Genomic DNA, 25,674 nt, shown 5'->3' on the forward strand with positions numbered 1-25,674 from the left:
GCTACTGTTTGGTTAGCATAAACTGACACAATAGCTCAAATAATTGTCGATATTTGTCGAGTAGTTTTTCTAAGTAAAGTGGGTTTTGCGTAGGTAACTCCGGGGCTGGAATTAACTCGCTGATTTTAATTAATTCAATATCATCGGGTAAATTTGCCAGTTTAGATGTTAGCACATTCACCGTTTGTGGATGAGGATGACCAATTGCAATTGCCACGCCATGCTTGCGCGCAACGTTAATTGCTGATTCAAATTGCTGGCCGATTGCGGTTTCAGTTATTTTATCATCTAAAAAGACATCTCGCTCAAGAACGGGAATAGCGTACTGGCTTGCCGCCTCTTTAGTTTTAGTTCGACCGATTGTCTTACTATCTAAAAAAAACATTGAGTAGTTGCTTAAGGCTTTCATCACATGATTCATACCCGTAAGATCCGAGGTCATCAAACTCCCCATATGGTTATTGACACCAATTGCATAAGGTACACGCTTTACTGCGTCGGTTACAATTCGACTTACGACAGACTCTTCCATATAAGGAAATAGGGTATCTTTTTCGAGCGGTTGTTTTCCCGTAGGTGCCATAGGTAAATGAATAATCACATCATTACCATGCTGATGAGCTAGCGTTGCAATCTTCTGTGCATTTGGAGAATTAGGTAAAACAGCGATAGTAATATTGGGTGAAAGCGCAATAATTTTCTGTTCGTTACTTTGCCGATAACCAAAATCGTCGATAACCAAAGCGAGTTTTGCCGCCCAAACACAGTGGACATTAACGATCATTAAGCTTAAAAAAATAAAATGTACTAAACGTATCATCATTTTAACCACCCTCTTGGATCAAGCGCTTTACCGTCTCGCCTAATTTCAAAATATAAGCTTGGCGTATTTTGCCCGCCGCTTGAACCAACTAAAGCAATAGGTTGATTGGCATGAATTTTATCCCCAACATCAACTAAAACTCGTTGATTATATCCATATAAGCTCATATCACCTTTCCCATGTTCCAGTGCAACAACAAAACCATATCCTTGTAACCAACTGGCAAGAATAACTCGCCCGTCTGCAATCGCTTTTACTTGTGTACCGTCATTAGCATTGATTACCATTCCTTTCCAATGAAGTTCACCTTGTAAAGACTCACCAAATCGATGCGCAACAGTTCCGCTAACCGGCCAATCAAATTGGTGTCCGGGCTGACCAATACCACTGACACGAGCCATTAAACTGCGTTCGTCTGCGCTAAGTGTATAATTTGTATTTTTCTGTTTTGCCTCAATGTGTTTTGCTTGTCTGGCTTCTTCTTCAGCAATAAGACGGCTCTCTCTTTCTGCCTGAGCAATTTTAGCTTGTAGTTTGGTTTCGTTTTCTTTTAGCTGAGCCAATTTTTGCTCATTTATTTGCATCGACGATTCAAGCGAGTTAATGGTTTTTTGCCGATCTTTTTGATTTTTCACAAGCCCGACTTGCTCTTGTTTCTGTTTGGTTTGTAATGCTTTTTGCGTAGTGAGTTTTATTTGTAACGCCGCTTTTTTATCGTTAAGTTGTAATTGCGTTTCACGCAGGGCATTAATTTGCTGCTCTCTTGCCTGATTGATATAACGATAATAGGTAATTAAACGTTCATTGCGATCGTTCTCTTCACTGGCAAAAATAAGTTCGAAACCGGTACTTTTTCCCAATTTAAACGCACTTTCAAGCTGTTTAGCTAATACCTGCCGTTGTTGCGTTTGTTTAGCGCTCAAATCATCGATTTGTTTAATTAATTGGTTAATTTCAGAATTGAGTTTTTTAAGTATGGTGCCATTTTTTTCAATGGATGTAAGCAGTTTGGCTATTTGTGTTTCTTGTTCTTTAAGCGCATTAACTAATTGTGTTCGCTCTTTTTTTTGCTCAGCTAAACGGGTTTCTTGCTCTTCAATGGATTGACGTATAATTTGTAATTGCTGATTATCATCAGCATACAAAAAACTAACTTTCATTAAGCAAATTAGCGTTACGACGACAATTTTGTTATGAATAGACATGGCGTTTGAATTTTTAATTTATTACCAAGCAATTAAGATAGTTTTACTATACCGATAAATAAGCCAATATGCAAAATGAAAACAGTATCAAATCGGTTAAACAATATATTAAATTATATAATGATTAGGCATTTCACAAGCTTGAATAAAAAGTATAAAATACAGCACTATTTAAATTATTGAAAAATCAATTCAACCATTAAAGATAACATCATGCAAAAGTTTAATGTCAAAACCTTTCAAGGGTTAATACTTACGTTACAAGATTACTGGGCTAATCAAGGTTGCACGGTAATTCAACCGTTAGATATGGAAGTTGGCGCCGGCACCTCTCATCCGATGACCTGTTTACGTGCACTAGGACCTGAGCCTATCAATGCCGCTTATGTTCAACCTTCACGCCGCCCAACCGATGGTCGCTATGGTGAAAATCCCAACAGGTTACAACATTATTATCAGTTTCAAGTTATCTTAAAACCGTCACCAGAGAATATCCAAGAGCTCTATTTAGGATCACTCAAAGAGCTAGGACTCGATCCAACAATTAATGATATTCGTTTTGTCGAAGACAATTGGGAAAACCCTACGTTAGGCGCATGGGGATTAGGCTGGGAAGTTTGGTTGAATGGTATGGAAGTGACTCAGTTCACCTACTTTCAGCAAGTAGGCGGGCTTGAGTGTAAACCGGTAACAGGCGAAATAACTTATGGTTTAGAACGCTTAGCGATGTATATTCAAGGTGTCGATAGTGTTTACGATTTAATCTGGAGCGACGGTGCTTTTGGTAAAACTACCTATGGCGATGTGTTTCATCAAAACGAAGTTGAACAATCGACTTACAATTTTGAATATGCCAATATCGACTTTTTATTTTACTGCTTTGAACAACATGAAAAAGAAGCAAAATTTTTACTTGAATTAGAAAAACCTTTACCGCTACCTGCTTATGAACGAATTTTAAAAGCTGCACATTGCTTTAATTTACTTGATGCCCGTAAAGCGATTTCAGTAACTGAGCGACAACGCTATATATTGCGGATCAGAACATTAACCAAAATGGTTGCTGAAGCTTATTACGCCTCGCGTGAAGCACTTGGATTCCCGATGTGCCAAAATTCACCGTCAAACGAAAATGCATCATCTAAGTAGGAAGATAAATATTATGCAAAAAACATTTTTAGTGGAAATTGGTACAGAAGAGTTACCACCAAAATCACTCCGCACATTAGCGCAAAGTTTTGCCGCTAACTTTATTGAACAACTGGATAATGCTAATTTAGAACATGGTGAAGTACTTTGGTACGCATCGCCACGGCGTTTAGCGTTAAAAGTATTAAATTTAAATGATACTCAGCCCGATAGCCAAATTGTTAAACGTGGCCCGGCAGTGAGTGCCGCTTTCGATCAAGCAGGCAATCCAACCAAAGCGGCAGAAGGTTGGGCTCGTGGTTGTGGTATTAGCGTCGATCAAGCTGAGCGTGTGCAAACCGACAAAGGTGAATGGCTATCTTATACCCAATATCAAAAAGGTCAGGCGGTTGTTGATCTATTGTGTGATATGGTAAAAGCCGCGCTGAGCAAATTACCAATACCTAAACCGATGCGCTGGGCGACTCGTCAAGTTGAGTTTATCCGCCCTAGCCATACTGTGACAATGCTATATGGTGATGAGCTGGTTCCCGGCACAATTTTAGATATTCAATCAGACCGCATTATCCGTGGTCACCGTTTTATGGGTGAACAAGAGTTTACCATTGATCATGCTGATCAGTATCCGGACATTCTTGAGCAGCGTGGTAAAGTCATTGCTGATTATGACAAACGTAAATCAATTATCAAACAGCAAGCACAAGAGGCGGCAGCCAAACTTAACGGTAAAGCAGATTTAACCGAAAGTTTACTTGAAGAAGTCTCATCTTTGGTTGAATGGCCGGTTGTGTTAACGGCAAAATTTGAAGAGCGATTTTTAGATGTGCCGGCCGAATCACTGGTGTATACCATGAAAGGCGATCAAAAATATTTCCCTGTTTATGATAATCAAGGCAAATTACTGCCGAATTTTATTTTTGTTGCCAATATTGAATCAAAAGATCCACAAGTGGTGATTGCCGGTAATGAAAAAGTGGTGCGCCCACGTTTAGCCGACGCCGAATTTTTTTATAAAACCGATTTAAAACAGCGTTTAGAAGACCGCTTACCTCGCCTTGAAACCGTGTTATTTCAACAACAACTTGGCACCGTTAAAGATAAATCATTACGAATCGAAGCACTGGCCGGTTATATAGCTGAGCAAATTGGCGCTGATGTTGCTAAGGCCAAACGTGCCGGAAAATTAACTAAGTGTGACTTAGTCACTAATACCGTGTTTGAGTTTCCCGAAACGCAAGGTATTATGGGACGATATTTAGCCATAAAAGACGGCGAAAGTATTGAAGTTGCCACTGCCATTGAAGAACAGTATAAACCACGTTTTTCAGGTGATGAATTGCCGAGCACAAACGTATCATGCGCGGTTTCAATCGCTGAAAAAATGGATACCTTAGCGGGTATTTTTGGTATCGGTCAACACCCTAAAGGCGATAAAGACCCGTTCGCATTACGCCGTGCGGCAATCGGTGTTTTACGTATTATTGTTGAAAAAAGCTTACCTTTAGATTTGCTTGATTTAACAAACTATGCGACATCACTATATGGCGATAAGTTAAACAATAAAAACGTTGTGACCGATATTGTCAGCTTTATGCAAGGTCGCTTCCGAGCATGGTATCAAGAGCTTGGTTTTGCAATCGATACCATTCAAGCGGTGTTAGCACTTAATCCAACTAAACCGGCTGATTTTGATGCCCGGATTAAAGCTGTTACCCATTTTAGAACGCTACCGGAAGCCTCTTCACTGGCTGAAGCCAATAAACGGGTTTCAAATATTTTATCAAAAGCACAAGTGCAAATTCCCGATACTATTAATACGGCATTATTAGAAGCCGGAGCAGAAGGTGAATTAGCGAAACAAGTGGTGATATTAAACGATAAGTTAGCACCTTATTTTAATGAAGGTCGTTATCAAGATGCGTTAGTTGAATTATCATCATTAAAATCACCTGTTGATGAATTTTTTGCATCAGTCATGGTGATGGCTGATGATGAAAAAATTAAACTCAATCGCTTGGCCTTGTTGAAGAAACTGCAAAATTTATTTTTAAAAGTTGCCGATATCTCTTTATTACAAGCATAACAACTTTCTTATTTATAATAACAAGTGGTAATCAAGCGATTGCCACTCAGTGGATATAATATGAACAAACAATCAAGTTTAAGATTTAATGAAGTTTTCAAGCAAACTATTCATTTTATTAGCAATCGAATTGGGACGATTATTATTACCTGCATCATTTTTGGTGTATTAATGACATTGGCTATCAATAGTTTCTTTTATCAAGAATTACTAACTGAATTTGAAACTAATCCTGCTGTTATTATCTATCCCTTTTTTCAGTTTTATTTATTTCACACGTTTATAATTGCAATCATTATTGCAATGATTTATAGTTTTTCTCACTGTGATAATTTAAATATCAATAAATTAATATCTAACTCAGTAGCGAAATTTTTTCAGTTATGCGTTTTTTATTTACTATTTATTGGGGTGACATTAGTTCCTTTAATGATCATCATTTTTTTATTACAGCATGTATTGTTATTACTATTTCCCCAACAAGGTGAAACGATATTTGACCTAATGATGACGATTGTTTCTTTAATTTTTCTATTTGTATTTTATTTTTATTGCGCATCTATCGTTGAACCTAAACAAAAAAGATTTAAGGATCTTTTTGCCGATGCCTTTAATTTTAGGATAAATCTTAAATCAGCAACAGCAATAATGTTCATTTGTTATATTGTTTGTGTCTGTGTTGTCTTACCACCGGTATTAAACTCACTAAACGCTGAAAATTACTTTGTTGTTATGAGTATTTTATTTTGTTTGACTTACTTTCTGATTTTTGTGTTGATAAGCTTTTTTTATCGTTTCATCACTTTACAGACCAATAATCAAACACCTGTATCGAAAAAAGATGAAGATGATCAGCAGTATAACAGTCTTATTTTGTAATCACTTTGCTTACTCGCTGGCTTTCCGTCAGCGGGTTGTTAAAGTTAGTTATTCAACGATTAAGGCCAATATCCGGATTAAATATCATGACACCTGCGATAAATCTTCTCAAAAAGCACAATATTCGTTTTCATCTTCATCAATATGATCATGACCCCAAACAGACACATTTTGGTCAAGAAGCCATTGATAAACTTGATCCTGATTCAAATGTAGCTGCCGGTCAAATATTCAAAACGCTCATTGTCAATTTAAATGGTGACAATAAAACATTTGCTGTTTGTGTTGTACCGGTTAATACCCATTTGGATTTGAAAAAAGCCGCTAAAGCGCTCGAATGTAAAAAAGTTGAGTTAGCCGATCCAAATTTGGCACAAAAAATTACCGGTTATTTGGTGGGTGGAATAAGCCCATTAGGTCAAAAAAAGCAATTACCCACACTCATTGACATAAGTGCAAATCAATTCGAAACGATGTTTATATCAGGTGGGAAACGTGGTTTAGAAATTGAGATTGCACCGCAAGCATTGGCAAGTATAGTAAATGCTAAATTGGTTGATGTTAGTGTTTAAACCAAAACAGTTTTAACCGGATAAATAGGGGTTATTAAATCAGGAAGAAGGAATAAAAGATAAGATAAAACTATAATATTTTACGGCGTAAAAAAAGTTAATAGGCCACAAGACTAGGTCTTATGACCTCTAGATATCTTCTATCAATAAATCGACAGAAAATAAGCAAACAATTATTTGATTGCTTCTTTTAAGCTTTTACCAGAAACAAATGCTGGTACTTTACTTGCAGCAATTTTAATTTCTTTACCTGTTTTAGGGTTACGACCGGTACGAGCTTTACGAGCATTAACTTTAAACGTCCCAAAACCAACTAATTGAACTGGTTCACCTGCTTTTAATGATTCAGTTATAGCAGCTAAAGTAGCTTCTAAAGCTGTCTTTGCAGCAACTTTAGTTACACCAGCTTTGCTAGCAATTGCATCTACAAGTTCTGTTTTATTCATGGAGATATCCTTACATATTTATTTTATTGTTAATGTTGACATGATAAACAAAGTTAAAAAAAACTTTGCAGCTGTAAACGTCTTTCAGACTACATTACTAGTAAATGTAGTCTATATTTCTCTAATGTTAAAGAAAAATTTATTAAAAAATAAAAAAAACACCCATTAAATGACTTGATTGCTCAAAAAAACACCAATATTACTGATTTTTTCAGACCTTATATCCGTCTTTAAGCCTTTTATTAAATCGATCATAACATTATTCTCATTACATAATAATCTAAATATCTCCCATTGCAAATCAAATTCTTCAATAACATCAGATAATTTTTCTTGCTCGCTTTCAGATAGAGAAATATTCGATTTGGTCATCTCAAATTCGGCAACGGTAGTGGCCGATATGCTGCTGACTTTAGCGGTATGTTCAGCGATCTCACCACTTAAATAGGAGTGCAAGATTTCACTTAATGCATGACAAGCATCAATCGCCGGATAAACCATATAAGGGCTATCTTCAGTAACGGTTGGAATAATCGCTTCTAATTTTTCAAGTTGTAAATCGAAGTTAATTTTGGCATCTTGAACTAAGAGCGACTCCCAGATTAAATCTAGAATTTTTTTGAAGTTTTTGGCATCTTGTTCACACTGTTGTAAATTACAATAATAAACAAAGTTTGGATACATTCGTTCACACAAGCAAACCATAAATAATCGTTGTTGCCAATCTGCTAATTTTTCCACTCTTAATTGGACGGGATTTTTAATCATAATGAAACCTTTTGGACTGACGATGTACGGCGTCAACTAAATATTGTACATGCTCTACCGGAATATCGGGCAAAATTCCATGACCCAAATTAAAAACATGCCCATTATTATAGCCAAATTCTGATAAGAGTGATTCAACATTTGCTTCAATTGTCGGCTTATTGGCATATAAAACCGTCGGATCGAGATTACCTTGCAACGCAATTTGCCCTTTATTGGCAATTTGACTTAAATTAACCGTCCAATCGACACCAACTGCATCACAGCCCGAACGTATAATGGTGTCTAACCATAATCCGCCACCTTTGGTAAATAATGTCACTGGTACATAAGACGTGATATCCTCACTCTTTTTACCTCGTTTTAATTGTGACAAAATTAGCTGCATATAATCTAATGAAAACGTTTGATAAGCTTGATGAGATAACACGCCGCCCCAAGAGTCAAAAATCATTACCGATTGCGCACCTGCTTCAATCTGAGCATTAAGATAGAGTGCAATACTGTGGGCTAACTTCTCTAATAAAAGATGCAGGGCTTTTGGTTCGCAATAAAGCATCTTTTTGATTTTACTGAAAGATTTGCTGCTTCCCCCTTCAATCATATAAGTGGCTAATGTCCATGGGCTGCCGGAAAAACCAATTAACGGCACTTTTCCATTTAAGCTTTTTTTGGTTAAGCTAATTGCATCAGTAACATATTTAAGTGATTGATTGGGATCGGGAATCGGCAATTTTTCGATATCAGATAATTGAGTAATTGATCGGCTGAATTTAGGACCTTCTCCCGCTTCAAAATAGAGACCAAGCCCCATTGCATCAGGAATCGTTAAGATATCAGAAAAAATAATAGCGGCATCAAGATCAAAGCGTTGCAGTGGTTGTAAAGTGGCTTCGCAGGCCAGTTCAGGATTTTGACACATGGTCATAAAATTTCCGGCTTTGGCTCTTAATTGCCGATATTCAGGCAAGTAACGCCCCGCTTGACGCATCATCCATATTGGCGTGTAGTCTACCGGTAAACACTGCAAGGCACGTAAATAACGATCATTTTGTAATTGGCTCATTTTATCGACTCTTTAATAGAAGATGTTACGCTGTCAAAAAGTTTCAGAAAAGCACCATGTATCATAAGCACATGTCTAAAAAGCAATATATTTCAAATGGTTATCCTAAAAAATAATATGTTTCAGTAAAAAAGCTCAATACCCTTTGTATATTATTTTTTATCTTGCGGCTGTGATAATGTTCGCTGAGCATAACTAATCAATGTTTCTGAGATTTTTTGCATGACACTGCTTTCCGGCGCAAAGCGATGCCAGTAAAGCATACGTCTTTGGTATAAACCTTCAGTTAAATTGACCAGCTCACCGGTTTTTAATTCCTGCTCAACTTGCAACATTGGGATCATACAGCACGCCGAACCTTGTTTAGCTAGCTGAACAAAAGCTTCAGATGAGCTCGTGATATGGCAAATCACACTGCCGGGGGTAAGATTAAAATTCTCTTGTAAAAACGCTTGATGCATATCATCCAAATGGTCAAAAGCCACCGCCGGCGCTTTTAATAGCGATGAGCGAGTTACGCCGTTAGGAAAGTATTTTTTAGCAAATTCCGGAGAAGCCACAAAAATATAGTCAAGCGCACCTAATCGATCCGACAAACAGCCAGGCAAAGGGTTGGCTTGAATACTAATGGCGGCAACAACGGTACCTAAACGCAATAGCTCTAAAGTATGCTCTTCATCTTTGACTTGAATATCAAAACGTAAGATATTTTTATCCAAAACTGGCTTTAATGCAGGCAAAACCCACGTTGCTAACGAATCGGCGTTAATGGCAATAGAGAGTGATAACGGCGTTGAATTTTGTTCATTGTCACCTAACCACTGCTGTTCTAACAATTCGACTTGATGCAATAATCCTAAAAGATGCTCACCTTGTTTAGTCGCTTTAGGCGGAATTGTTCTAACCAGTAATTGTTGGCCAAAAAAGCTTTCTAGTTGCTTGATACGTTGTGAAACCGCAGGTTGGGTAATACACAGTTTATCAGCCGCTCTTTCAAATCCTCGTTCTTTTATTACCGCATCTAATGCTTGTAATGCTCTATAATCTGGACGCTTCATAATCTCTTTACTAATGATTTGACCACAGCTTGGATAGTCAAGCTATATTAATTTTGCAAAAAAATTTAAACAGAACTTAAACTTAACATATTTTATAAAAATACTAATGATTTTTGCTTTCCAATTGGTTACTATGCCATATCTTCAACAATTTTGCTTTCAAAATTTTAATTTTTTAAGAAAAATTATACTTAAGTACGGTGATATCATGACGCAAGATGAATTAAAAAAAGCGGTGGGCTGGTCAGCATTAAAATTTGTTAAACCCGGCGCACTAGTTGGTGTTGGCACAGGATCGACAGCTGCTCACTTTATTGATGCTTTAGCGACGATGAAAGATCAGATTAAAGGCGCTGTCTCAAGCTCGGAAGCATCGACCCAAAAATTAAAAAGCTATGGTATCACAGTGTTAGACTGTAACGATGTTGATAGTTTAGATGTCTACGTTGACGGTGCTGATGAAATTAATCATCAGTTACAAATGATTAAAGGCGGTGGCGCTGCGCTAACTCGTGAAAAAATTGTCTCAGCATTAGCCAAACAGTTTATCTGCATAGTTGATCAATCAAAAGTTGTTGATGTGCTAGGTAAATTTCCGTTACCGGTTGAAGTGATCCCAATGGCTCGCTCATATGTGGCAAGAGAGCTATTTAAACTCGGCGGAAAACCGATTTATCGTCAGGGTGTGATAACTGACAACGGTAATGTCATACTTGATGTCCACGACCTTGTCATTTCAACACCAACAGAACTTGAAGACCGCATCAATGGCATTGCCGGTGTGGTAACGGTAGGATTATTTGCCAACAAAGGCGCCGATGTTGCTCTAGTCGGTACGCCAAATGGTGTGACAGAATTAAGATAAAGCCTATTGCGCAAGCTGGCAGTATGTAACAATGATATAAAAAAGAAAGAGAGAGGAAAAAATGGTTGTTCAGGCGTTAACCAAAGATGAAAACAAATTTTTATTGCTTGAAGGGGTACACCCGACTGCGATAGAAACACTCAAATCAGCAGGCTTTACCAATATTGAGTATCATAAAAGTGCCTTATCGCAATCCGAACTGATCGAAGCATTAAAAGATGCACGTTTTATTGGCATACGTTCCCGAACAAACTTAACCAAAGAAATCATCGAAGCGGCGCCAAAACTAGCCGGTATTGGTTGTTTTTGTATCGGCACCAATCAAGTGGATCTTGATGCCGCTGCGGTAAAAGGAATACCTGTTTTTAACGCTCCCTTTTCCAATACTCGCTCAGTTGCTGAATTAGTGCTGGCCGAAGCCATTTTACTGTTACGCCGGGTACCAGAAGCGAACGCTAAAGCACATCAAGGAAAATGGAATAAAATAGCCACCGGATCGCATGAAGCTCGAGGCAAAAATCTGGGAATTATTGGTTATGGACATATCGGCAGTCAATTAAGTGTGCTAGCTGAATCACTGGGTATGAACGTTTACTTTTACGATATTGAAACCAAATTACCATTAGGAAATGCCAAACAGATAGCCAGTATCAAAGAGTTACTCGCTATGAGCGATATTGTCAGTATGCACGTGCCGGAAAACGCAACCACAATAAAAATGATCAGTCACACTGAGTTTGACATGATGAAACCCGGCGCAATTTTAATTAACGCCTCACGTGGTAAAGTGATTGATCTGCAAGCATTAACGCAAGCGCTTGAAAGCGAAAAAATTAGCGGCGCAGCAATTGATGTTTTCCCAACTGAACCGGCGAGCAATAGCGATCCTTTTGATTCACCACTATGCAAATTTGATAATGTGATCATCACCCCCCATATTGGCGGATCCACAACCGAAGCGCAAGAAAATATCGGTATCGAAGTGGCGACAAAACTCGCCAAATACTCAGATACCGGCGCCACCCTTTCGGCGGTTAACTTCCCGGAAGCATCATTACCGATTCCGGCGAAAGGATCCAGTCGTTTTATCAACATTCACCATAACCAGCCCGGCGTACTAACCGCAATCAACACCCTATTTGCCGAACAAGGCTTAAATATCTCAGCCCAGTATCTGCAAACCGATCCAAAAATTGGTTATGTGGTGATTGATATTGATCGCGTTGAGCAAAACAAAGCCGAAGAGTTATTAGTAAAACTTAAAAACGTCACCGGCACAATCAGAGCCAGACTCCTATTCTAATCACAACCCACGCAAGTGAACTCAGCGTCACTTGCGTAAAAATGCCAACCGCTAACCTTTCACCAAAGCCAAAAAATGCTTGTCAAGAAGTTTCAGAAAATATAGGTGTTTAAGCAAAAAACACAAATCCTTGACAAGAACTTTCAGAAAATACCCACGTTTTAGTATAAAAACAAAAAGTTTTAAATATTTCAAAAATATCCTAAACTCCTTATTCAGCTTTCAAGCATTAGAATATTTTTTAAATCTGATTGTTTTCTTTCTAAACAGCTTATGCAGCCGTGAAGTTTTAGCTATGCGTGATTATTTTGATACCGTCTTTCTAAACGGCTTATGCAGCCGTGAAGTCATAACACGCAGACTGTATCCGTTGGCTTGTTTTCTAAACGGCTTATGCAGCCGTGAAGTCATCTTCTCGCTTTTTCTGCAACATGAAATTTTTCTAAACGGCTTATGCAGCCGTGAAGTTGTTCTTATGCGCGATGGAACAGTGCCTAAATTTCTAAACGGCTTATGCAGCCGTGAAGGGCTAAAGGCTTGACAGGTAAGATGCTTAACATTTCTAAACGGCTTATGCAGCCGTGAAGCACCATTCGGGCAATCTTAATAAAATGTTGGTTTTCTAAACGGCTTATGCAGCCGTGAAGTAGAAACTTACATACTATAAACATCGTTTATAAAAACATAAAGGGCAATTTTAGGTTTAAAAACCCTTTTTTTTAGCGCTTTTGCAATATATTGATTTTTAATAGTTTTATTTTTAGCTAAAAAAAAGGGGTCATAAAGTTTGTATTTTGAACTCCACGACTATTTCTAAACGACTAACCATTACCTTTCCCAAAAGCAAACAAGTGCACCAGACCGCACCTTCACAAAGCGCCGACAACTGAGCGAGGTTAGCACGCCAAACAGGGATGTTTGGCGAGGCGCTGCTTTGTCCGGAACAAATCAGCGCCGGTGCGTTAAGACCGAACGAAGGCGGAGGGCTGTCGAAGACCGCTTTGGGTGGTGCTGCGAGGGGGTTATTAGGGGGATTTCGCACAAAATCCCCCTAATTCGGACGCTGACACCAAAATGAAAATATCAACCAATTAACAGCGTCCCAAACCTACGGACTAAAAAACTGTAACTTTCAAAGAAAGTAAAAAACCTTGTCAAAAACTTTCAGAAAATACTTATGTTTCAGTATAAAAGCAAAAAGTTTTAGATATTTCAAAAATATCCTAAACCCCTTATGCAGCTTCCAAGCATTAGAATGTTTTTAAATCTGATTGTTTTCTTTCTAAACAGCTTATGCAGCCGTGAAGATACTGCTGTTAGAGTTGTTGAACATGTAACGTTTCTAAACGGCTTATGCAGCTTTGAAGACGGGCGAGGTTATTTTGAGCGTCCAGTTAACTTTCTAAACAGCTTATACAGCTTTGAAGTGCAATTGATAATTGAGCCTCATACCCTTCACTTTCTAAACAGCTTATACAGCTTTGAAGACCACATCTTAAAAGCCTCGGGGAATCAAGGTTTTCTAAACAGCTTATACAGCTTTGAAGTAGTGAAAATTGGCCTGGTGGGCTTTATTCTTTTTCTAAACAGCTTATACAGCTTTGAAGCACAACGATTTCTAACAGACGCATGTTTGGATTTTCTAAACAGCTTATACAGCTTTGAAGTAGAAACTCACATACTATAAACATCGTTAATAAAAACATAAAGGGCAATTTTAGGTTTAAAAACCCTTTTTTTTAGCGCTTTTGCAATATATTGATTTTTAATGGTTTTATTTTTAGCTAAAAAAAAGGGTTTATAAAGTTAGTACTTTAAACTCCACTACTATTTTTAAACCGCTTACCATTAGCTTTCACAAAAGCAAACAAGTGCACCAACCCGCACCTTCACAAAGCGCCGACAACTGAGCGAGGTTAGCACGCCAAACAGGGACGTTTGGCGAGGCGCTGCTTTGTCGGGAACAAATCAGCGCCGGTGCGTTAAGACCTAACGAAGGCGGAAGGCAGTCGAAGACCGCTTTGGGTGGTGCTGCGATGGGGTTATTAGGGGGATTTCGCACAAAATCCCCCTAATTCGGACGCAGACACTGAAATGAAAATATCGACCAATCAACAGCGTCCGAAACTTGCGGACTAAAAACCCACAACTTTTAACTAAATTAAAAAACCTTGTCAAAAAGTTTCAGAAAATATAGGCGTTTAAGCAAAAAACACAAAACCTTGACAAGAATTTTCAGAAAACATAGGTGTTTAAGTAAAAAACGGTAATGGTAACCAAAGCCGCAATAAATAGTCGCATGCACGTATTTGGCTTATCAATAAGCTATAAAAAAGAACAACTACACTACGCCGTTAGCTATCAGCGACCTTAACTTTGATAACTTTGATGTTTCGTTGAGCAAGGGCATCATAATATTTATCATCTAAATTATCATCGGTAATAATGGTATCAACCGCACTTAAATCACACACCACATTGGGACTACGGCGGCCAAATTTTGAAGAATCGGCAAGTAAAATTAACTTAGCAGCGGCTTTACTCATCGCAACACTACCATGATAGCTTTCGTTAAAGGTTGTCACGCCACCGACCAAATCTACACCGTCAGCTCCCATAAACAGTTTATCAAAAGTATAGGATTCAAAAGCGGCAATCGCTGAAGCATTATTACTGTGAAAAGAGGCTGATTTACGGCGAAAGGTGCCACCTGTTAGGATAATAGTTTGATCGTTATCATTCGCCACCAGCTCATTTACCATATGTAAGCTGTTGGTCATAATAGTGAGATTATTAAATTGGGCTAACATGGGGATCATCTGTGCCACAGTGCTACCGGCATCAAAAATAATTGAATCACCTTCATGAATTAGCTTAGCCGCTTCGGCTGCTATCGCCTTTTTTGCGGCGGTATTGATGTAAGTTTTATGGTCAATGGCTCGATCGCCAATCTCCCGATTTAACATAGCACCGCCATAAGTTCTTAAAACTAAACCACTTTCATTCAGTTGGGTAAGATCTTTACGAATGGTTGTACCGGTCGTTTGGAAATGAGCAACCAATTGATCAACACTTACTTGCCCATGATTTTGCAGATACTCTAAAATTGCAGTTTGTCTTTGCTTTACCTTCATGCTTAGATTCCATCATCATTATTAGCAGATATAAGAACTTATTTCGAAACTTATTATACTTTAAAATAAAAGAAAATACTTTTCATAATAAAAGTTTATTACTAATTATTTGCAGTAAGGGCGACACGTAATGCACTTTGTGAGGCAAGATCGTTTGGAAAGTATTGTATTGGATCGATTTGAGTGATCGATAAGCCATGTAAATCGCTCATCGCTTTTGGTAAAGCAAAAACGGTAATGCCCTTCATGATAACAGAGTCGATAACTACTTGATTTTCATCTAATGATAAAGCAATTAACACTCTAGGTTTAAAGCGTTTGGTTTGACTACGACCGACACCCAAATAAGTGCCCTTTTTCATGGCTAAAAATGCTTGATTGAAACGTCGAATCTGCACCCAGCTAAACACAATTTGGGTGCACCATGCAATAAAAGCCAGCACAATTAAGGTTGTTGTCATATTCATGGTGATCTCCGTTGATAAGCAAGGTAAATAGATGCGGCGAAAGCAATTGGTTTTGCTTTCGCGCGCTATTTTAACTAGAACATCACTTGTCCACCAGTAATATTAATAGATTGCCCGGTGCAGTAAGAGGCTTTATCGCTGGCATAAAACAGTAATACATTTAACACATCTTGATAATCACATCCTCTTTTGAGTGGCACTTTATCAATATAGACTTGCTCAACTTCGCTTTCGGCAATACCTAATTTTTTCGCATATTGCGGGATCAATGATTGGAACATTGGCGATTTGAGTAAATTGCCTAACATCAGTGAATTGACCGTAATGCCATAATCAGCCAGATCGAGCGCCAGCGATTGAGTTAATCCCACCCCACCGAATTTAGCTGCACTGTATCCGCAATTATGTTTGCTGCCGACTTTTCCTGATTTTGAGTTGATTTGAATAATGCGACCGGCTATTTTGTGTTTTATCATCAATTTAGCAAATTCACGTGCACATAGAAAATAGCCGGTTAGATTGACATCAACCGACAGTTGAAAATCTTTTAAACTAAAATCGGTAATTGGTGCCGCTTTGGCCACCCCTGCACTATAGACAATTAAATCAACCCGATGAAAGGTATTATCGACATCTTGCGCCAGTTTAACGACACTTTCTTGATTGCCGGCATCAACCTTAAATCCTTGTGCCGTACCTGCACCATGTTTTTGATTAATTGCTTCGGCCACTTTGTTAGCATTATCTAAATTTAAATCCGCAACAACCACTTTATAACCGGCATCAGCAATCCCCAGGCTTAAAAATTCCCCTAGCGTTTGCCCGCCACCAATAACAACTGCAACTTGTTTCATTTTATATTCCTTAATTATTTACAATGCTAATTTCATCACCCACAAAAAGTTGAGCGGGTATGTCGCCTTTTACATGTACTGTTCCGGGTAATTCCGCTTGGCTACTACCGTCAAATCTTAATGTGATGTGACCCAATTGACGAAAATTGATGTTAGCGACATCGCCAACAGCTGTGATGTGATAAAGGTGCTTGCCTAATTGGAGTGTTTGCCCAACTTGCAGATCGTGTTTTAAATCGTCATGACTATGCACAAAACAGTAATCCGCCAAATCTGCCGGCGCGCCATTTTTAAACAGAATTAACATACCGTCAGCTAACGCTTCTTGAGCAAATTCACCGATTAGATCGATTTTTGAATGATAAATAACATTAGACATTATTAACCTTCTTTATTTGTAAGTTCTTAATCCAAAAATTTCTATTTTTTCCACTACTTTTAGCAGGGATGAAATTCATCCCCGTGCTTTTGTTCAAATCATTTAATGATAGATAAAAAACGAGACTGCCCATGCAATAAGTACCGTTGGTGCGCCGGTCAGAAAACGGCTGACTAAAACAGCAGGTACCCCAACACGAACGGTATCTTGTTTAGCTTCCGCTAGCGATAAGCCAACCGGTATAAAGTCACATGCCGCTTGAGCATTAATGGCAAACAGTGCCGGTAATGCTAAATGAGGCGGAATATTACCCAGTCCAATTTGAACGCCAACTAAGGTGCCAATCACTTGCGCAATAACGGCGCCGGGTCCTAAAAATGGTGAAAGTAGTGGGAATGAGCAGATCAACGCTAAAATGATTAACCCTATCGGGTTATTTGCCAAAGGCACTAAACCATGGGCAATAAAGTCACCGAGTCCGGAGGCAATGATGATCCCAATAAGCGCCGAAACAAATGCCATAAAAGGTAGTATTGTTTTCAATACGGTATCTATCGTGTCACGGCCAGCTTGGAAAAATACCGCTACCCCCGACCCCATACCAATCCCGATTTTGGCTAACAGACCGTCACTTTGTTCGGTGATTTTTTTACTGCTGTCGTATTGCTTATAGTCGGTTGATTTTTGCTCTTCATCTATGATTGGCGGATTAGCGGATGCGTGATCGGCCGTATCACTTTGCTTTTCAATCAGTTGGATGTTATTGGGTTTGACTGCTGACACATAGATATCTTCCACAATATATTGCGCTAAAGGTCCGGATTTACCGGTGGCATGAATATTAATTGTAGGTACACGATTTTTAGGGTAGATACCACAACGCAAGGTACCGCCACAATCAATGACAGCAACCCCGATCTCTTCTTTTGCCGGCTCGCCTTCTTTAAAACCGTCGATAGCTTCCCAGCCGGTTAATTCTACTAATGTGTCAACAATTGCTGGTCTTGTGCCGGCGGCGATATACACAATTTTTTTACCTGCAATAACCGGCAATTCTAAAGGGCCACCCCAACCCGCTTCGCCTTTTTCAATTCGAATAAATTTAGCCATTGTTGTATTCCTTCTTATAATGATTGATAAATATTTAGAGATGAACTTTTCTGTCTAATTTGATACCCATTTTTTTCTCAAAAATGGCGGTACAAAAGTCAGTTATCCAACCCCTAAAGAAGTTAGTGACAAGACCAACAAGAAAATAGCTAACCGCTAGCGGTCCTAATGGAAGATTTAATTGGGTTAAACCAGCGGCAATCCCTAAATAGACAAACAGCTCACCGGGATTAACGTGGGGAAATAGCCCATTCATGGAGTGGCAACTATAGGAAGAAGCTGCATAATAACTTGGCTTGTAAAACTCTGGCATAAAGCGACCTAAGCTTAATGTCATTGGATTACAAAATACAAATGTGCCAATTAAAGGTAATAACAGATAGCGTGAAATCGGATTACCGGCACAAGCTTGCGCTAAACGCTCAATCCGATCTTGCCCAATAAATTTAATTAGCGCATTCATCACAACGAGTAACGAAATTAACAATGGCAAAATGGCTGTTACCATGCCCACAAACACTTTGCCGCCCTCTTGGAATAAACCTATGAACCATTCGGCTCCAAACGAAATTGCATCAATCATATTGTCTCCTATTGAGTTAAATTTCGAAGGAATAGTAACAACTTTAAAAATCAAAAACTTTTAACTTTGTCACATTTTGAAATATTTTCTTTTATTTTGAAAGAAAATATTTAAAACAAAAGTTAACTTTAAAAGTTTTACAGATTCATAGATTGCTAAAATAGCAGTGATAGTCAACAATAGCTGTTTTTTATTGGACTTTGCTTCATAGTTAGCGTAATTTGATACTACAAAGCGTTTTTATTATAAATTTAGAGGAGAATCTAATATGGCTAAAAGCACTAAAAGTACCAAAAGTACGACTTCTGCAAAAAGGCTCCAACAAAAAGCAATTTTGTTTCCAACTGATTTAGGGCAAAAAGCATCAAGAGATATTTCCGGCGCAATGAATTCCGTTTTGGCAGATGTATTTGCCCTTTATTTAAAAACTAAAAATTTCCATTGGCATGTCAGTGGACCACATTTCCGTGATTACCACTTAATGTTAGATGATCATGGTGAAGAATTATTTGCAATGACAGACCCTATTGCAGAACGTGTGCGTAAATTAGGTGGTACGACATTACGCTCAATCGGTCATATCTCAAAATTACAAAGTATTTCTGATAATGATGCTGATTTTGTTGAACCGTCTGATATGCTTGCCGAACTTTGCCAAGATAATATTAAACTCACCGAGCGCATGCGTGTTGCTCATGATATTTGTGATAAATATAACGACTCAGCAACAGCAAGCTTGATTGAAGAGTGGATTGACCAAGCTGAACGCCGTGCATGGTTCTTATTTGAAACCGGTCGTCGACTTGATTCATCTGGTCACTAAAAAAGTATTATGCTCAATTATTACAACCCATAAGAGACACATTTGTGTCTCTTAATTCAAATTTAAGGGGTCGACAAATGAGTAAAAAAATTGCTGTATTGGTTGGAAGTCTACGTAAAGATTCGTACAACTTAAAAGTTGCTAAAGTTTTACAACAAATTGCCCCACCTTCTTTATCACTATTAATCATTGAGATCGGCGATCTGCCGTTATATAACGAAGATATCGATACCGACAACCCTCCCGCTTCTTATACCCTTTTCCGTCAAGAAATTACTGATTGCCAAGGCGTCATTTTTGTCACACCGGAATACAATCGTGGTTTACCGGCAGTAATTAAAAATGCGATCGATGTTGGCTCTCGCCCTTATGGTAAAAATGCCTGGGCGAAAAAACCTGCGGCGGTGGTTTCCGTATCACAAGGTGCGATCGGCGGTTTCGGTGCTAATCATCAACTACGCCAATCTTTAGTCTTTCTTGATATGCCTACCTTACAACAGCCTGAAGCGTATATCGGCAATATCAATACTGCTTTTGATGAAAACGGTAATATTAGCGAAAAAACCAAAGCGTTCCTTTCACAAATTATTAATAGTTACGCCAGTTGGATTGAAAAGCTAAGCTAATAAGCCTTTCTTTTACGATTCACAGTCAATATAATTGACTGTGTTTAATCCGTTCGCTGGTAAGAATTGCTTTATGACACTGTTTTTTCCCAAAAATGAACAAGAATTACTAAATCGAGCCAAACTGGTTGCCGGCTACAGCTTTGGTGAAATAGCACAATATTTAAATATTGCAATTCCCGCTAATTTAAACAAGCAAAAAGGTTGGGTGGGTAATTTGCTTGAAACATTTTTAGGAGCGAATGCCGGCAGTAAAGCGCAGCAGGATTTTGCCGACTTAGGCATCGAGCTTAAAACCATTCCGGTTGATAAAGAAGGTGAACCGTTAGAAACCACCTTTGTCAGTGTCACACCGCTCATGGCAAATTACGGCGTTATTTGGGAAACCAGCCACGTAAAATATAAACTTAATAAAGTCCTTTGGATCCCAATCGAAGGTGAAAGATCCATTCCCCTTGCTGAACGTAAAGTCGGCCACCCTATCTTATGGACACCCACTGCCGAGCAGGAACAGCAACTTAAACAAGATTGGCAAGAATTAATGGATATGATTGCCCTAGGACAAGTTGAAAAAATTACAGCCCGCTATGGCACTTATTTGCAAATTAGACCGAAAGCGGCTAACGGCAAAGCATTAACCCAAGCAATTGGCGAACACGGGCAAATAATATTAACCCGACCAAGAGGCTTCTATCTAAAAAAAGCATTTACCCGACAAATCCTCAATTGTGTCATCAACGATTAAATATTTTGTCGCCTAATACAGCTTTTTCCAAAAAACTTCAATCGTTCAATTTTCTAACTGTTTTTATCTAACCGTTTTTCTCTCTAACACTATTCATCTTTTAAGAACTCGTCCTAAAAAAATAGTCTTTTGATTTTTATGATCATTCTATAAAAAAGGTCTTCCCACTCCCCACATCTTGCCAAATAACAAAGCAAGGTAGCCTAGTCTCAACGATTTTTAATCTTTGTGATTGTTTTTTGTCGCAATGAGTTTCAGCTTATAACCGGTTGTTTAGTGTCACACTGTAACATTTTGATGCTTACTTTCGTTAAATTGTGATCCCTAACACAATTACAAAACAATGTTTTAATTATAATAAATTTTAGTTTTAATATTGTTTAGGGAGTAAGTATATGGACCTATTTTTAAATATTTTTGGGCAACCTGCGATTATTATCGCCTTAGTCGCTTTTATCGGTTTAGTTTTACAACGGGCTAAATTATCAAAAATCATTACCGGAACGCTGTTATCTTTTATTGGATTTGTCTTAATTAAGACCGGTGGCAAGATACTTGGTGGCGTATTGGTGATGTTTAGTAATATGTTTACCCACGCATTTGGCATGCATGGCGTAGTACCAAGTAATGAAGCTATCACTGCCTTAACAATGGAGTCTTTGGGCGCAAGTGCGGCATTTATCTTATTTTTTGCCATGATTATTAACTTGTTATTAGCCCGTTTCACACGGTTTAAATCGATCTATTTATCGCTGCATCTCATTTTGTTTATGGCATTTTCCTATACTGCGGTGCTTAAAGGTATGGGCTATGACGGTGTGATTATCGTGGCTTCCGGTGCCATAATTATTGGGTTTTATATGGCAATATTTCCTACTTTGCTCTCTCGATTTAGCCAAAAAATTATTGGCCATAACGATTATTGCATAGCGCATGCCGGCACTATTTCTTACTTGATTGGCGCCTATAGCGGTCGGTTAATTGGCAATGCCAAAAACGATATTGAGCAGATTAAAATTAACGACCGTTTTAGCTTTTTAAGGCAAGCTGATGTAGCAACTTTTATCACGATGTTTGTTTTGTTGTGCCTCTCTGGATTATTTTCACAACCGGAATATTTAAAACAGATATTGAAGAATAATACCTTTATTATTTTTGCTTTGGAGCAGTCAGCTATTTTTGCTGGCGGTTTATATATTGCTAAAAAAGGGGTGGCTATTTTTACCGAAGAGATTATTCCGGCTTTTAAAGGCTTTGCACAAGTTGTTGCGCCCGGTTGTGTGCCAGCCGTTGATCCTATGGTGTTGTTTGATAAAGCGCCAAACTGTGTGTTGGTCGGGTTTATCGTCAGCTTTTTTACTGAAGTGGCTTGCGTGGTGATTTTTCCTTTTATTGGTTTACCCATTATTATTCCGGGAATTATGGCAAGTTTTATAACTGGCGGAACGGCAGCTATTTTTGGTAATTCAACCGGCGGGGCGATAGGTGCAATAATTGCGGCGTTTATCAATGGGTTATTATTGTGTATTTTACCGGCTTTAGCATTACCACTTTTCGCCTTTTTAGGGGTTGAAGGGGTCACTTTTGCCGATCCGGATTTTACCACGCTTTCACTGCTAACCGAAGGAGTGATGAAACTGTTTCATTAATGTTATAGGTGCGCCATTTAGCCTATATTCCTTGTATCAATTAGCCATTGGCTAGGTAAAAAAAGTCCGCCGAAGCGGACTTTGGGTTGAGGCAATTATAAAATATCTAACATTAAAATTTTGGAATTACGCTGATAGTTGTACAACTGTTTCTTTTTAATCGGTAAATCATCGACTTGAGCAGGATTAAAGCCTTTTTCTCTAAACCAATGAATGCTGCGGGTAGTTAAAACAAAGATTTTCTCTAATCCTAAACGATTAGCACTTTCAGCGATTTTTTCAATTAACAGATCGCCTCGTGAGGAGTTACGATATTGTGGATGAATGGCAACACAAGCCATTTCACCCATTTTTTCATCCAGATATGGATAAAGCGCAGCGCAACCAATTGTCATGTTATCCCGCTCGATTATGGTAAATTTATCAATTTCGATCTCTAATTGTTCTCTTGAGCGTTTAACTAAAATGCCTTGCTCTTCCAATGGGCGTATCAGCTCTAGGATGCCACCGATATCGTTAATGGTTGCTTGGCGAACTTGTTCGGAGTGTTCCATGGCAACTTGCGTTCCAATCCCGTCCCGAGAGAATAACTCTTGTAAAATCGAGCCATCAACCAGATAACTCACTAAATGACTGCGCCGTACACCATTACGGCAAGCCTTCGATGCTGCACGTAAAAAGCGAGCTTCACTCGATAAGTGTTTTCCTTGTAGCGCTTTTTGATCGACATAATTATCGGCATCGATTGGAAACAGATCAGTAATAACATGCCCTTGTTCATCAAGCACACCTTGTTCGGCACAAAAGCTAATCAACTTATCGGCTTTTAATCGAATGGCAACCTCTGCTGCGACATCTTCTGATGCTAAGTTAAAACTCTCACCGGTAACAGAAACTCCCACCGGTCCTAACAAAACAATCGAGCCTCGATTTAATTGTTCATCAATCGCTTCACCATTAATCCGGCGAATTTTACCGGTATGACAATAATCAATGCCGTCATCAACACCGAGAGGCTGGGCAATGACAAAATTACCACTTACCACATTAATATGCGCACCTTGCAACGGGGTATTATTCAAGCTCATCGATAAACTGGCGGTAATATTAAGCTGTAATAGCCCGGTGACCTGTTTGACTATGTCAAGAGTGGGAGCATCGGTGATGCGGGTGTTTTTATAGTATTTCGGTTCGATATTGTGTTGTTTTAGTGATTCATCAATTTGATTACGAGCGCCGTTAACAATGACCAGTTTAATGCCCAGACTATACAGTAGACCAATATCGCTAATGATACTTGAATAATTATTACTTTTTAGAACAGCGCCGGTTAATAAAATAACAAACGTTTTTCCATGATGTGCATTGATATAAGGGACGCTATGCCTTAACCCTTCAACTAATTCAGTTGTTCTTTCTTTCATCATTACAATCACCAAAATGAATATTTATTCAGATTTTGTGTATTTTTATTTATTTTTAGCGGATTAGCAAGTAATATTTGTTAAAATATAGACAATATTCAGTGCTAACTTAGGGGTAGCAAAGGGCGATGAAATTCGGCAAAGTTCAGGTTAGATAATGTTTAAAGGCGAAATAAGGTTACATTACCAATAGTTAAAAAGCACACCTTTTTTGTGGTGTGCTTTTTTATTAAGATAATAGAAATTATTTTAAATAGTGGTGTTAAATATAGTTATGATCAACTAAATACAATTCTCTGTCACCCCTATTTCAGCGTGAATATTTTGCTTATTTTGTCACATTAAAAGTTTTACGATAACGCATCAGCACAATCAGCGCCATTACCGTTCCTAAACCGGCAAAGAAGGCATCCGTAAGCATAACGTAACGCAAACCATACATCGTTGATACCCAGCCGATTATAAATGGAATAACCATGGTGGCAAAGCTTGAAGAGGTAAAGAAAATACCCAATACTTTACCTTTACCGGACGGGAAAAACTCCGCCATAGTGGTGAGTGCCAATTGTAATACGCCGCCTGCTGCGGTAAATCCAAGCACAAACCCGCCGACAATACACATCATTGGGGTCGGATAAGAATACAGGGCGATCAGCATAAAGGTAGACAGTAACGGATAGAGCACCACAATATAAACAGGTCTAATTAAGCTTTTAACTAAAATTGATGTTAAAAAGACGCTAGCAAGTGTACCGATACCATACGCAGAAAAAGCTTTAACGGCACCCGCGGCATCCATATCTGCAACCGTTTGTGAAAAATCTTTCAAACATGAAGAGACTAAATAAAATGTTGCCGTTGAGGTAAAACCAATGACAATAAAACAGATTCCTTCGATCATTCTATTTGAATTCTGTTTCAACGTTGCAGGATTTTTTTCAATGGTTTGCAGATCTTTTACTTCCTCTTCTGGGGTAATTTTATGGTTAGGGAATGGCATTTTAAGCACGATTAGCGCATTTAAAGCCAGAACAACACAGCAGAAGATAAATGACCAACCATAATACCCCTGACTTGCCATAATAATCCCCATAATCAACGGTAAAACCGATTGACCAGCGGCAATCGCCGCTTTAGTGAGAATAGAAGCCGATCCCGGTGATTTCGGGAATGATTCCATTAATGCCGGGTATGTACCTGCATCAAGTGTTGAGTTGGCAATACCACCTAATACGGCAAACAAGAACGCAATATCAGCGTTAGGGCTAAATAAAATGCCAAGCAAGAAGCCAATATAAAATAATCCACCTAAGGCAATAAATGGTTTACGTCCATACTTATCTGATAATGTTCCCATGACAAATAACACGAGTAAACGACCAACACCTAATCCCATCATCACGTTGTAAACACTCTGTTTTGCCTCACCAATTTGGCTCAGCTGATCGGGCGTGAGTGCATCTTTAGCGATATTAAACAGATACGCTACTTGCGGATTAAATTGCGCGGCTAAATAGTCAATATTTAAACCAAGAATGATTGCGCCCATTCCATGCACAAAATAGTTCATATACATACAAACCGCTGTGCCTAAATATTTATTCTTCATCTATTTACTTCCTATATAAATTATGTAAAAACGCCTGAGTTTTTATTACAAAAG

25 protein-coding genes and 2 CRISPR repeat arrays are annotated in these 25,674 nt (G+C 38.5%); of the genes, 10 read left to right on the top strand and 15 right to left on the bottom strand.

Annotated elements, in window-relative coordinates:
- Position 1 precedes the first annotated feature (1 nt).
- A complete protein-coding gene (locus J3U42_RS04385) occupies positions 2-823 on the bottom strand; it encodes a divergent polysaccharide deacetylase family protein (RefSeq protein WP_267335714.1) in 822 nt (273 codons plus the stop codon).
- A complete protein-coding gene (envC, locus tag J3U42_RS04390; RefSeq protein WP_220218790.1) occupies positions 820-2,028 on the bottom strand; it encodes a murein hydrolase activator EnvC in 1,209 nt (402 codons plus the stop codon). The genes J3U42_RS04385 and envC overlap by 4 nt, the downstream gene beginning before the upstream one ends.
- 213 nt (positions 2,029-2,241) lie before the next feature.
- Between envC and glyQ the strand changes: the two genes are divergently transcribed.
- From glyQ to ybaK, 4 genes are all read left to right on the top strand, one after another.
- Positions 2,242-3,177 carry a glycine--tRNA ligase subunit alpha gene (gene glyQ, locus J3U42_RS04395; protein WP_220218789.1) on the top strand — a complete coding sequence of 312 codons (936 nt, stop codon included), beginning with the start codon at positions 2,242-2,244 and terminating at the stop codon, positions 3,175-3,177.
- Between the two features lie 10 nt (positions 3,178-3,187).
- Positions 3,188-5,260, top strand: a complete 2,073-nt coding sequence (gene glyS / locus J3U42_RS04400; RefSeq protein WP_366915707.1) for a glycine--tRNA ligase subunit beta — start codon at positions 3,188-3,190, stop codon at positions 5,258-5,260.
- A 60-nt stretch (positions 5,261-5,320) separates the two neighbouring features.
- On the top strand, positions 5,321-6,139 hold the full coding sequence (locus J3U42_RS04405; RefSeq protein ID WP_267335719.1) for a hypothetical protein: 819 nt from the start codon (positions 5,321-5,323) through the stop codon (positions 6,137-6,139).
- An 86-nt stretch (positions 6,140-6,225) separates the two neighbouring features.
- Positions 6,226-6,711: a Cys-tRNA(Pro) deacylase gene (gene ybaK, locus J3U42_RS04410; protein ID WP_220218786.1), complete on the top strand. Its 486-nt coding sequence runs from the start codon at positions 6,226-6,228 to the stop codon at positions 6,709-6,711.
- 173 nt (positions 6,712-6,884) lie between these two features.
- Here the strand turns inward: ybaK and J3U42_RS04415 are convergent, their stop codons facing one another.
- The 4 genes from J3U42_RS04415 to J3U42_RS04430 form a co-directional block, all read right to left on the bottom strand.
- The gene (locus tag J3U42_RS04415) at positions 6,885-7,157 is read right to left on the bottom strand and encodes an HU family DNA-binding protein (RefSeq protein ID WP_220218785.1); all 273 of its coding nucleotides are present in this window, start codon (positions 7,155-7,157) and stop codon (positions 6,885-6,887) included.
- A gap of 165 nt (positions 7,158-7,322) precedes the next feature.
- Complete coding sequence (locus J3U42_RS04420; protein ID WP_220218784.1) at positions 7,323-7,925, bottom strand: YjaG family protein; 603 nt, start codon at positions 7,923-7,925, stop codon at positions 7,323-7,325.
- The gene (gene hemE / locus J3U42_RS04425; RefSeq protein WP_267335721.1) at positions 7,918-8,991 is read right to left on the bottom strand and encodes a uroporphyrinogen decarboxylase; all 1,074 of its coding nucleotides are present in this window, start codon (positions 8,989-8,991) and stop codon (positions 7,918-7,920) included. The genes J3U42_RS04420 and hemE overlap by 8 nt, the downstream gene beginning before the upstream one ends.
- Positions 8,992-9,143: 152 nt before the next feature.
- Positions 9,144-10,049, bottom strand: a complete 906-nt coding sequence (locus J3U42_RS04430; protein WP_267335722.1) for a LysR family transcriptional regulator ArgP — start codon at positions 10,047-10,049, stop codon at positions 9,144-9,146.
- A gap of 208 nt (positions 10,050-10,257) precedes the next feature.
- Between J3U42_RS04430 and rpiA the strand changes: the two genes are divergently transcribed.
- Together rpiA and serA are read left to right on the top strand one after the other, a co-directional pair.
- Positions 10,258-10,914 (top strand): ribose-5-phosphate isomerase RpiA, encoded by a 657-nt coding sequence (gene rpiA / locus J3U42_RS04435; protein ID WP_220218781.1) that lies wholly within the window; start codon positions 10,258-10,260, stop codon positions 10,912-10,914.
- A 61-nt stretch (positions 10,915-10,975) separates the two neighbouring features.
- Positions 10,976-12,217 carry a phosphoglycerate dehydrogenase gene (serA, locus tag J3U42_RS04440; protein WP_220218780.1) on the top strand — a complete coding sequence of 414 codons (1,242 nt, stop codon included), beginning with the start codon at positions 10,976-10,978 and terminating at the stop codon, positions 12,215-12,217.
- Between the two features lie 259 nt (positions 12,218-12,476).
- Positions 12,477-12,865: direct repeats of the CRISPR family, unit length 28 nt; unit sequence TTTCTAAACGGCTTATGCAGCCGTGAAG.
- Positions 12,866-13,496: 631 nt separating this feature from the next.
- Positions 13,497-13,884: a CRISPR direct-repeat array (repeat unit 28 nt).
- A gap of 188 nt (positions 13,885-14,072) precedes the next feature.
- On the opposite strand, the gene J3U42_RS04445 is transcribed toward serA, so the two are convergent.
- The 7 genes from J3U42_RS04445 to srlA all read right to left on the bottom strand — a co-directional run bounded on the left by J3U42_RS04445 (position 14,073) and on the right by srlA (position 18,744).
- Positions 14,073-14,279: a hypothetical protein gene (locus J3U42_RS04445; RefSeq protein ID WP_267335725.1), complete on the bottom strand. Its 207-nt coding sequence runs from the start codon at positions 14,277-14,279 to the stop codon at positions 14,073-14,075.
- A gap of 292 nt (positions 14,280-14,571) precedes the next feature.
- A complete protein-coding gene (srlR, locus tag J3U42_RS04450) occupies positions 14,572-15,351 on the bottom strand; it encodes a glucitol operon DNA-binding transcriptional repressor SrlR (RefSeq protein ID WP_267335727.1) in 780 nt (259 codons plus the stop codon).
- 101 nt (positions 15,352-15,452) lie between these two features.
- Complete coding sequence (locus J3U42_RS04455; RefSeq protein WP_220218778.1) at positions 15,453-15,818, bottom strand: transcriptional regulator GutM; 366 nt, start codon at positions 15,816-15,818, stop codon at positions 15,453-15,455.
- A gap of 74 nt (positions 15,819-15,892) precedes the next feature.
- Positions 15,893-16,672 carry a sorbitol-6-phosphate dehydrogenase gene (gene srlD / locus J3U42_RS04460; RefSeq protein WP_220218777.1) on the bottom strand — a complete coding sequence of 260 codons (780 nt, stop codon included), beginning with the start codon at positions 16,670-16,672 and terminating at the stop codon, positions 15,893-15,895.
- A gap of 10 nt (positions 16,673-16,682) precedes the next feature.
- A complete protein-coding gene (locus tag J3U42_RS04465; protein ID WP_220218776.1) occupies positions 16,683-17,051 on the bottom strand; it encodes a PTS glucitol/sorbitol transporter subunit IIA in 369 nt (122 codons plus the stop codon).
- A 102-nt stretch (positions 17,052-17,153) separates the two neighbouring features.
- A complete protein-coding gene (locus tag J3U42_RS04470) occupies positions 17,154-18,161 on the bottom strand; it encodes a PTS glucitol/sorbitol transporter subunit IIB (RefSeq protein WP_267335730.1) in 1,008 nt (335 codons plus the stop codon).
- A gap of 34 nt (positions 18,162-18,195) precedes the next feature.
- Positions 18,196-18,744 (bottom strand): glucitol/sorbitol-specific PTS transporter subunit IIC, encoded by a 549-nt coding sequence (gene srlA, locus J3U42_RS04475; protein WP_220218774.1) that lies wholly within the window; start codon positions 18,742-18,744, stop codon positions 18,196-18,198.
- 268 nt (positions 18,745-19,012) lie between these two features.
- On the opposite strand from srlA, the gene J3U42_RS04480 reads away from it, so the two are divergent.
- The 4 genes from J3U42_RS04480 to J3U42_RS04495 all read left to right on the top strand — a co-directional run bounded on the left by J3U42_RS04480 (position 19,013) and on the right by J3U42_RS04495 (position 22,587).
- Positions 19,013-19,567, top strand: a complete 555-nt coding sequence (locus J3U42_RS04480; protein ID WP_220218773.1) for a Dps family protein — start codon at positions 19,013-19,015, stop codon at positions 19,565-19,567.
- A gap of 77 nt (positions 19,568-19,644) precedes the next feature.
- Complete coding sequence (locus tag J3U42_RS04485; protein ID WP_267329034.1) at positions 19,645-20,193, top strand: NADPH-dependent FMN reductase; 549 nt, start codon at positions 19,645-19,647, stop codon at positions 20,191-20,193.
- A 73-nt stretch (positions 20,194-20,266) separates the two neighbouring features.
- Entirely contained in the window at positions 20,267-20,938 is a 672-nt protein-coding gene (mutH, locus tag J3U42_RS04490; protein ID WP_220218771.1) for a DNA mismatch repair endonuclease MutH, read from the top strand.
- A 395-nt stretch (positions 20,939-21,333) separates the two neighbouring features.
- Positions 21,334-22,587: a PTS ascorbate transporter subunit IIC gene (locus tag J3U42_RS04495; RefSeq protein WP_267329036.1), complete on the top strand. Its 1,254-nt coding sequence runs from the start codon at positions 21,334-21,336 to the stop codon at positions 22,585-22,587.
- Positions 22,588-22,682: 95 nt separating this feature from the next.
- Here the strand turns inward: J3U42_RS04495 and argA are convergent, their stop codons facing one another.
- Both argA and J3U42_RS04505 read right to left on the bottom strand, forming a co-directional pair.
- Positions 22,683-24,011 carry an amino-acid N-acetyltransferase gene (gene argA, locus J3U42_RS04500; protein ID WP_294834426.1) on the bottom strand — a complete coding sequence of 443 codons (1,329 nt, stop codon included), beginning with the start codon at positions 24,009-24,011 and terminating at the stop codon, positions 22,683-22,685.
- A 328-nt stretch (positions 24,012-24,339) separates the two neighbouring features.
- A complete protein-coding gene (locus J3U42_RS04505) occupies positions 24,340-25,620 on the bottom strand; it encodes an MFS transporter (RefSeq protein WP_267329038.1) in 1,281 nt (426 codons plus the stop codon).
- Positions 25,621-25,674: the final 54 nt, after the last annotated feature.

The sequence above is a fragment of the Gilliamella sp. B2923 genome, from assembly GCF_026536565.1.
GTDB lineage: Bacteria > Pseudomonadota > Gammaproteobacteria > Enterobacterales > Orbaceae > Gilliamella.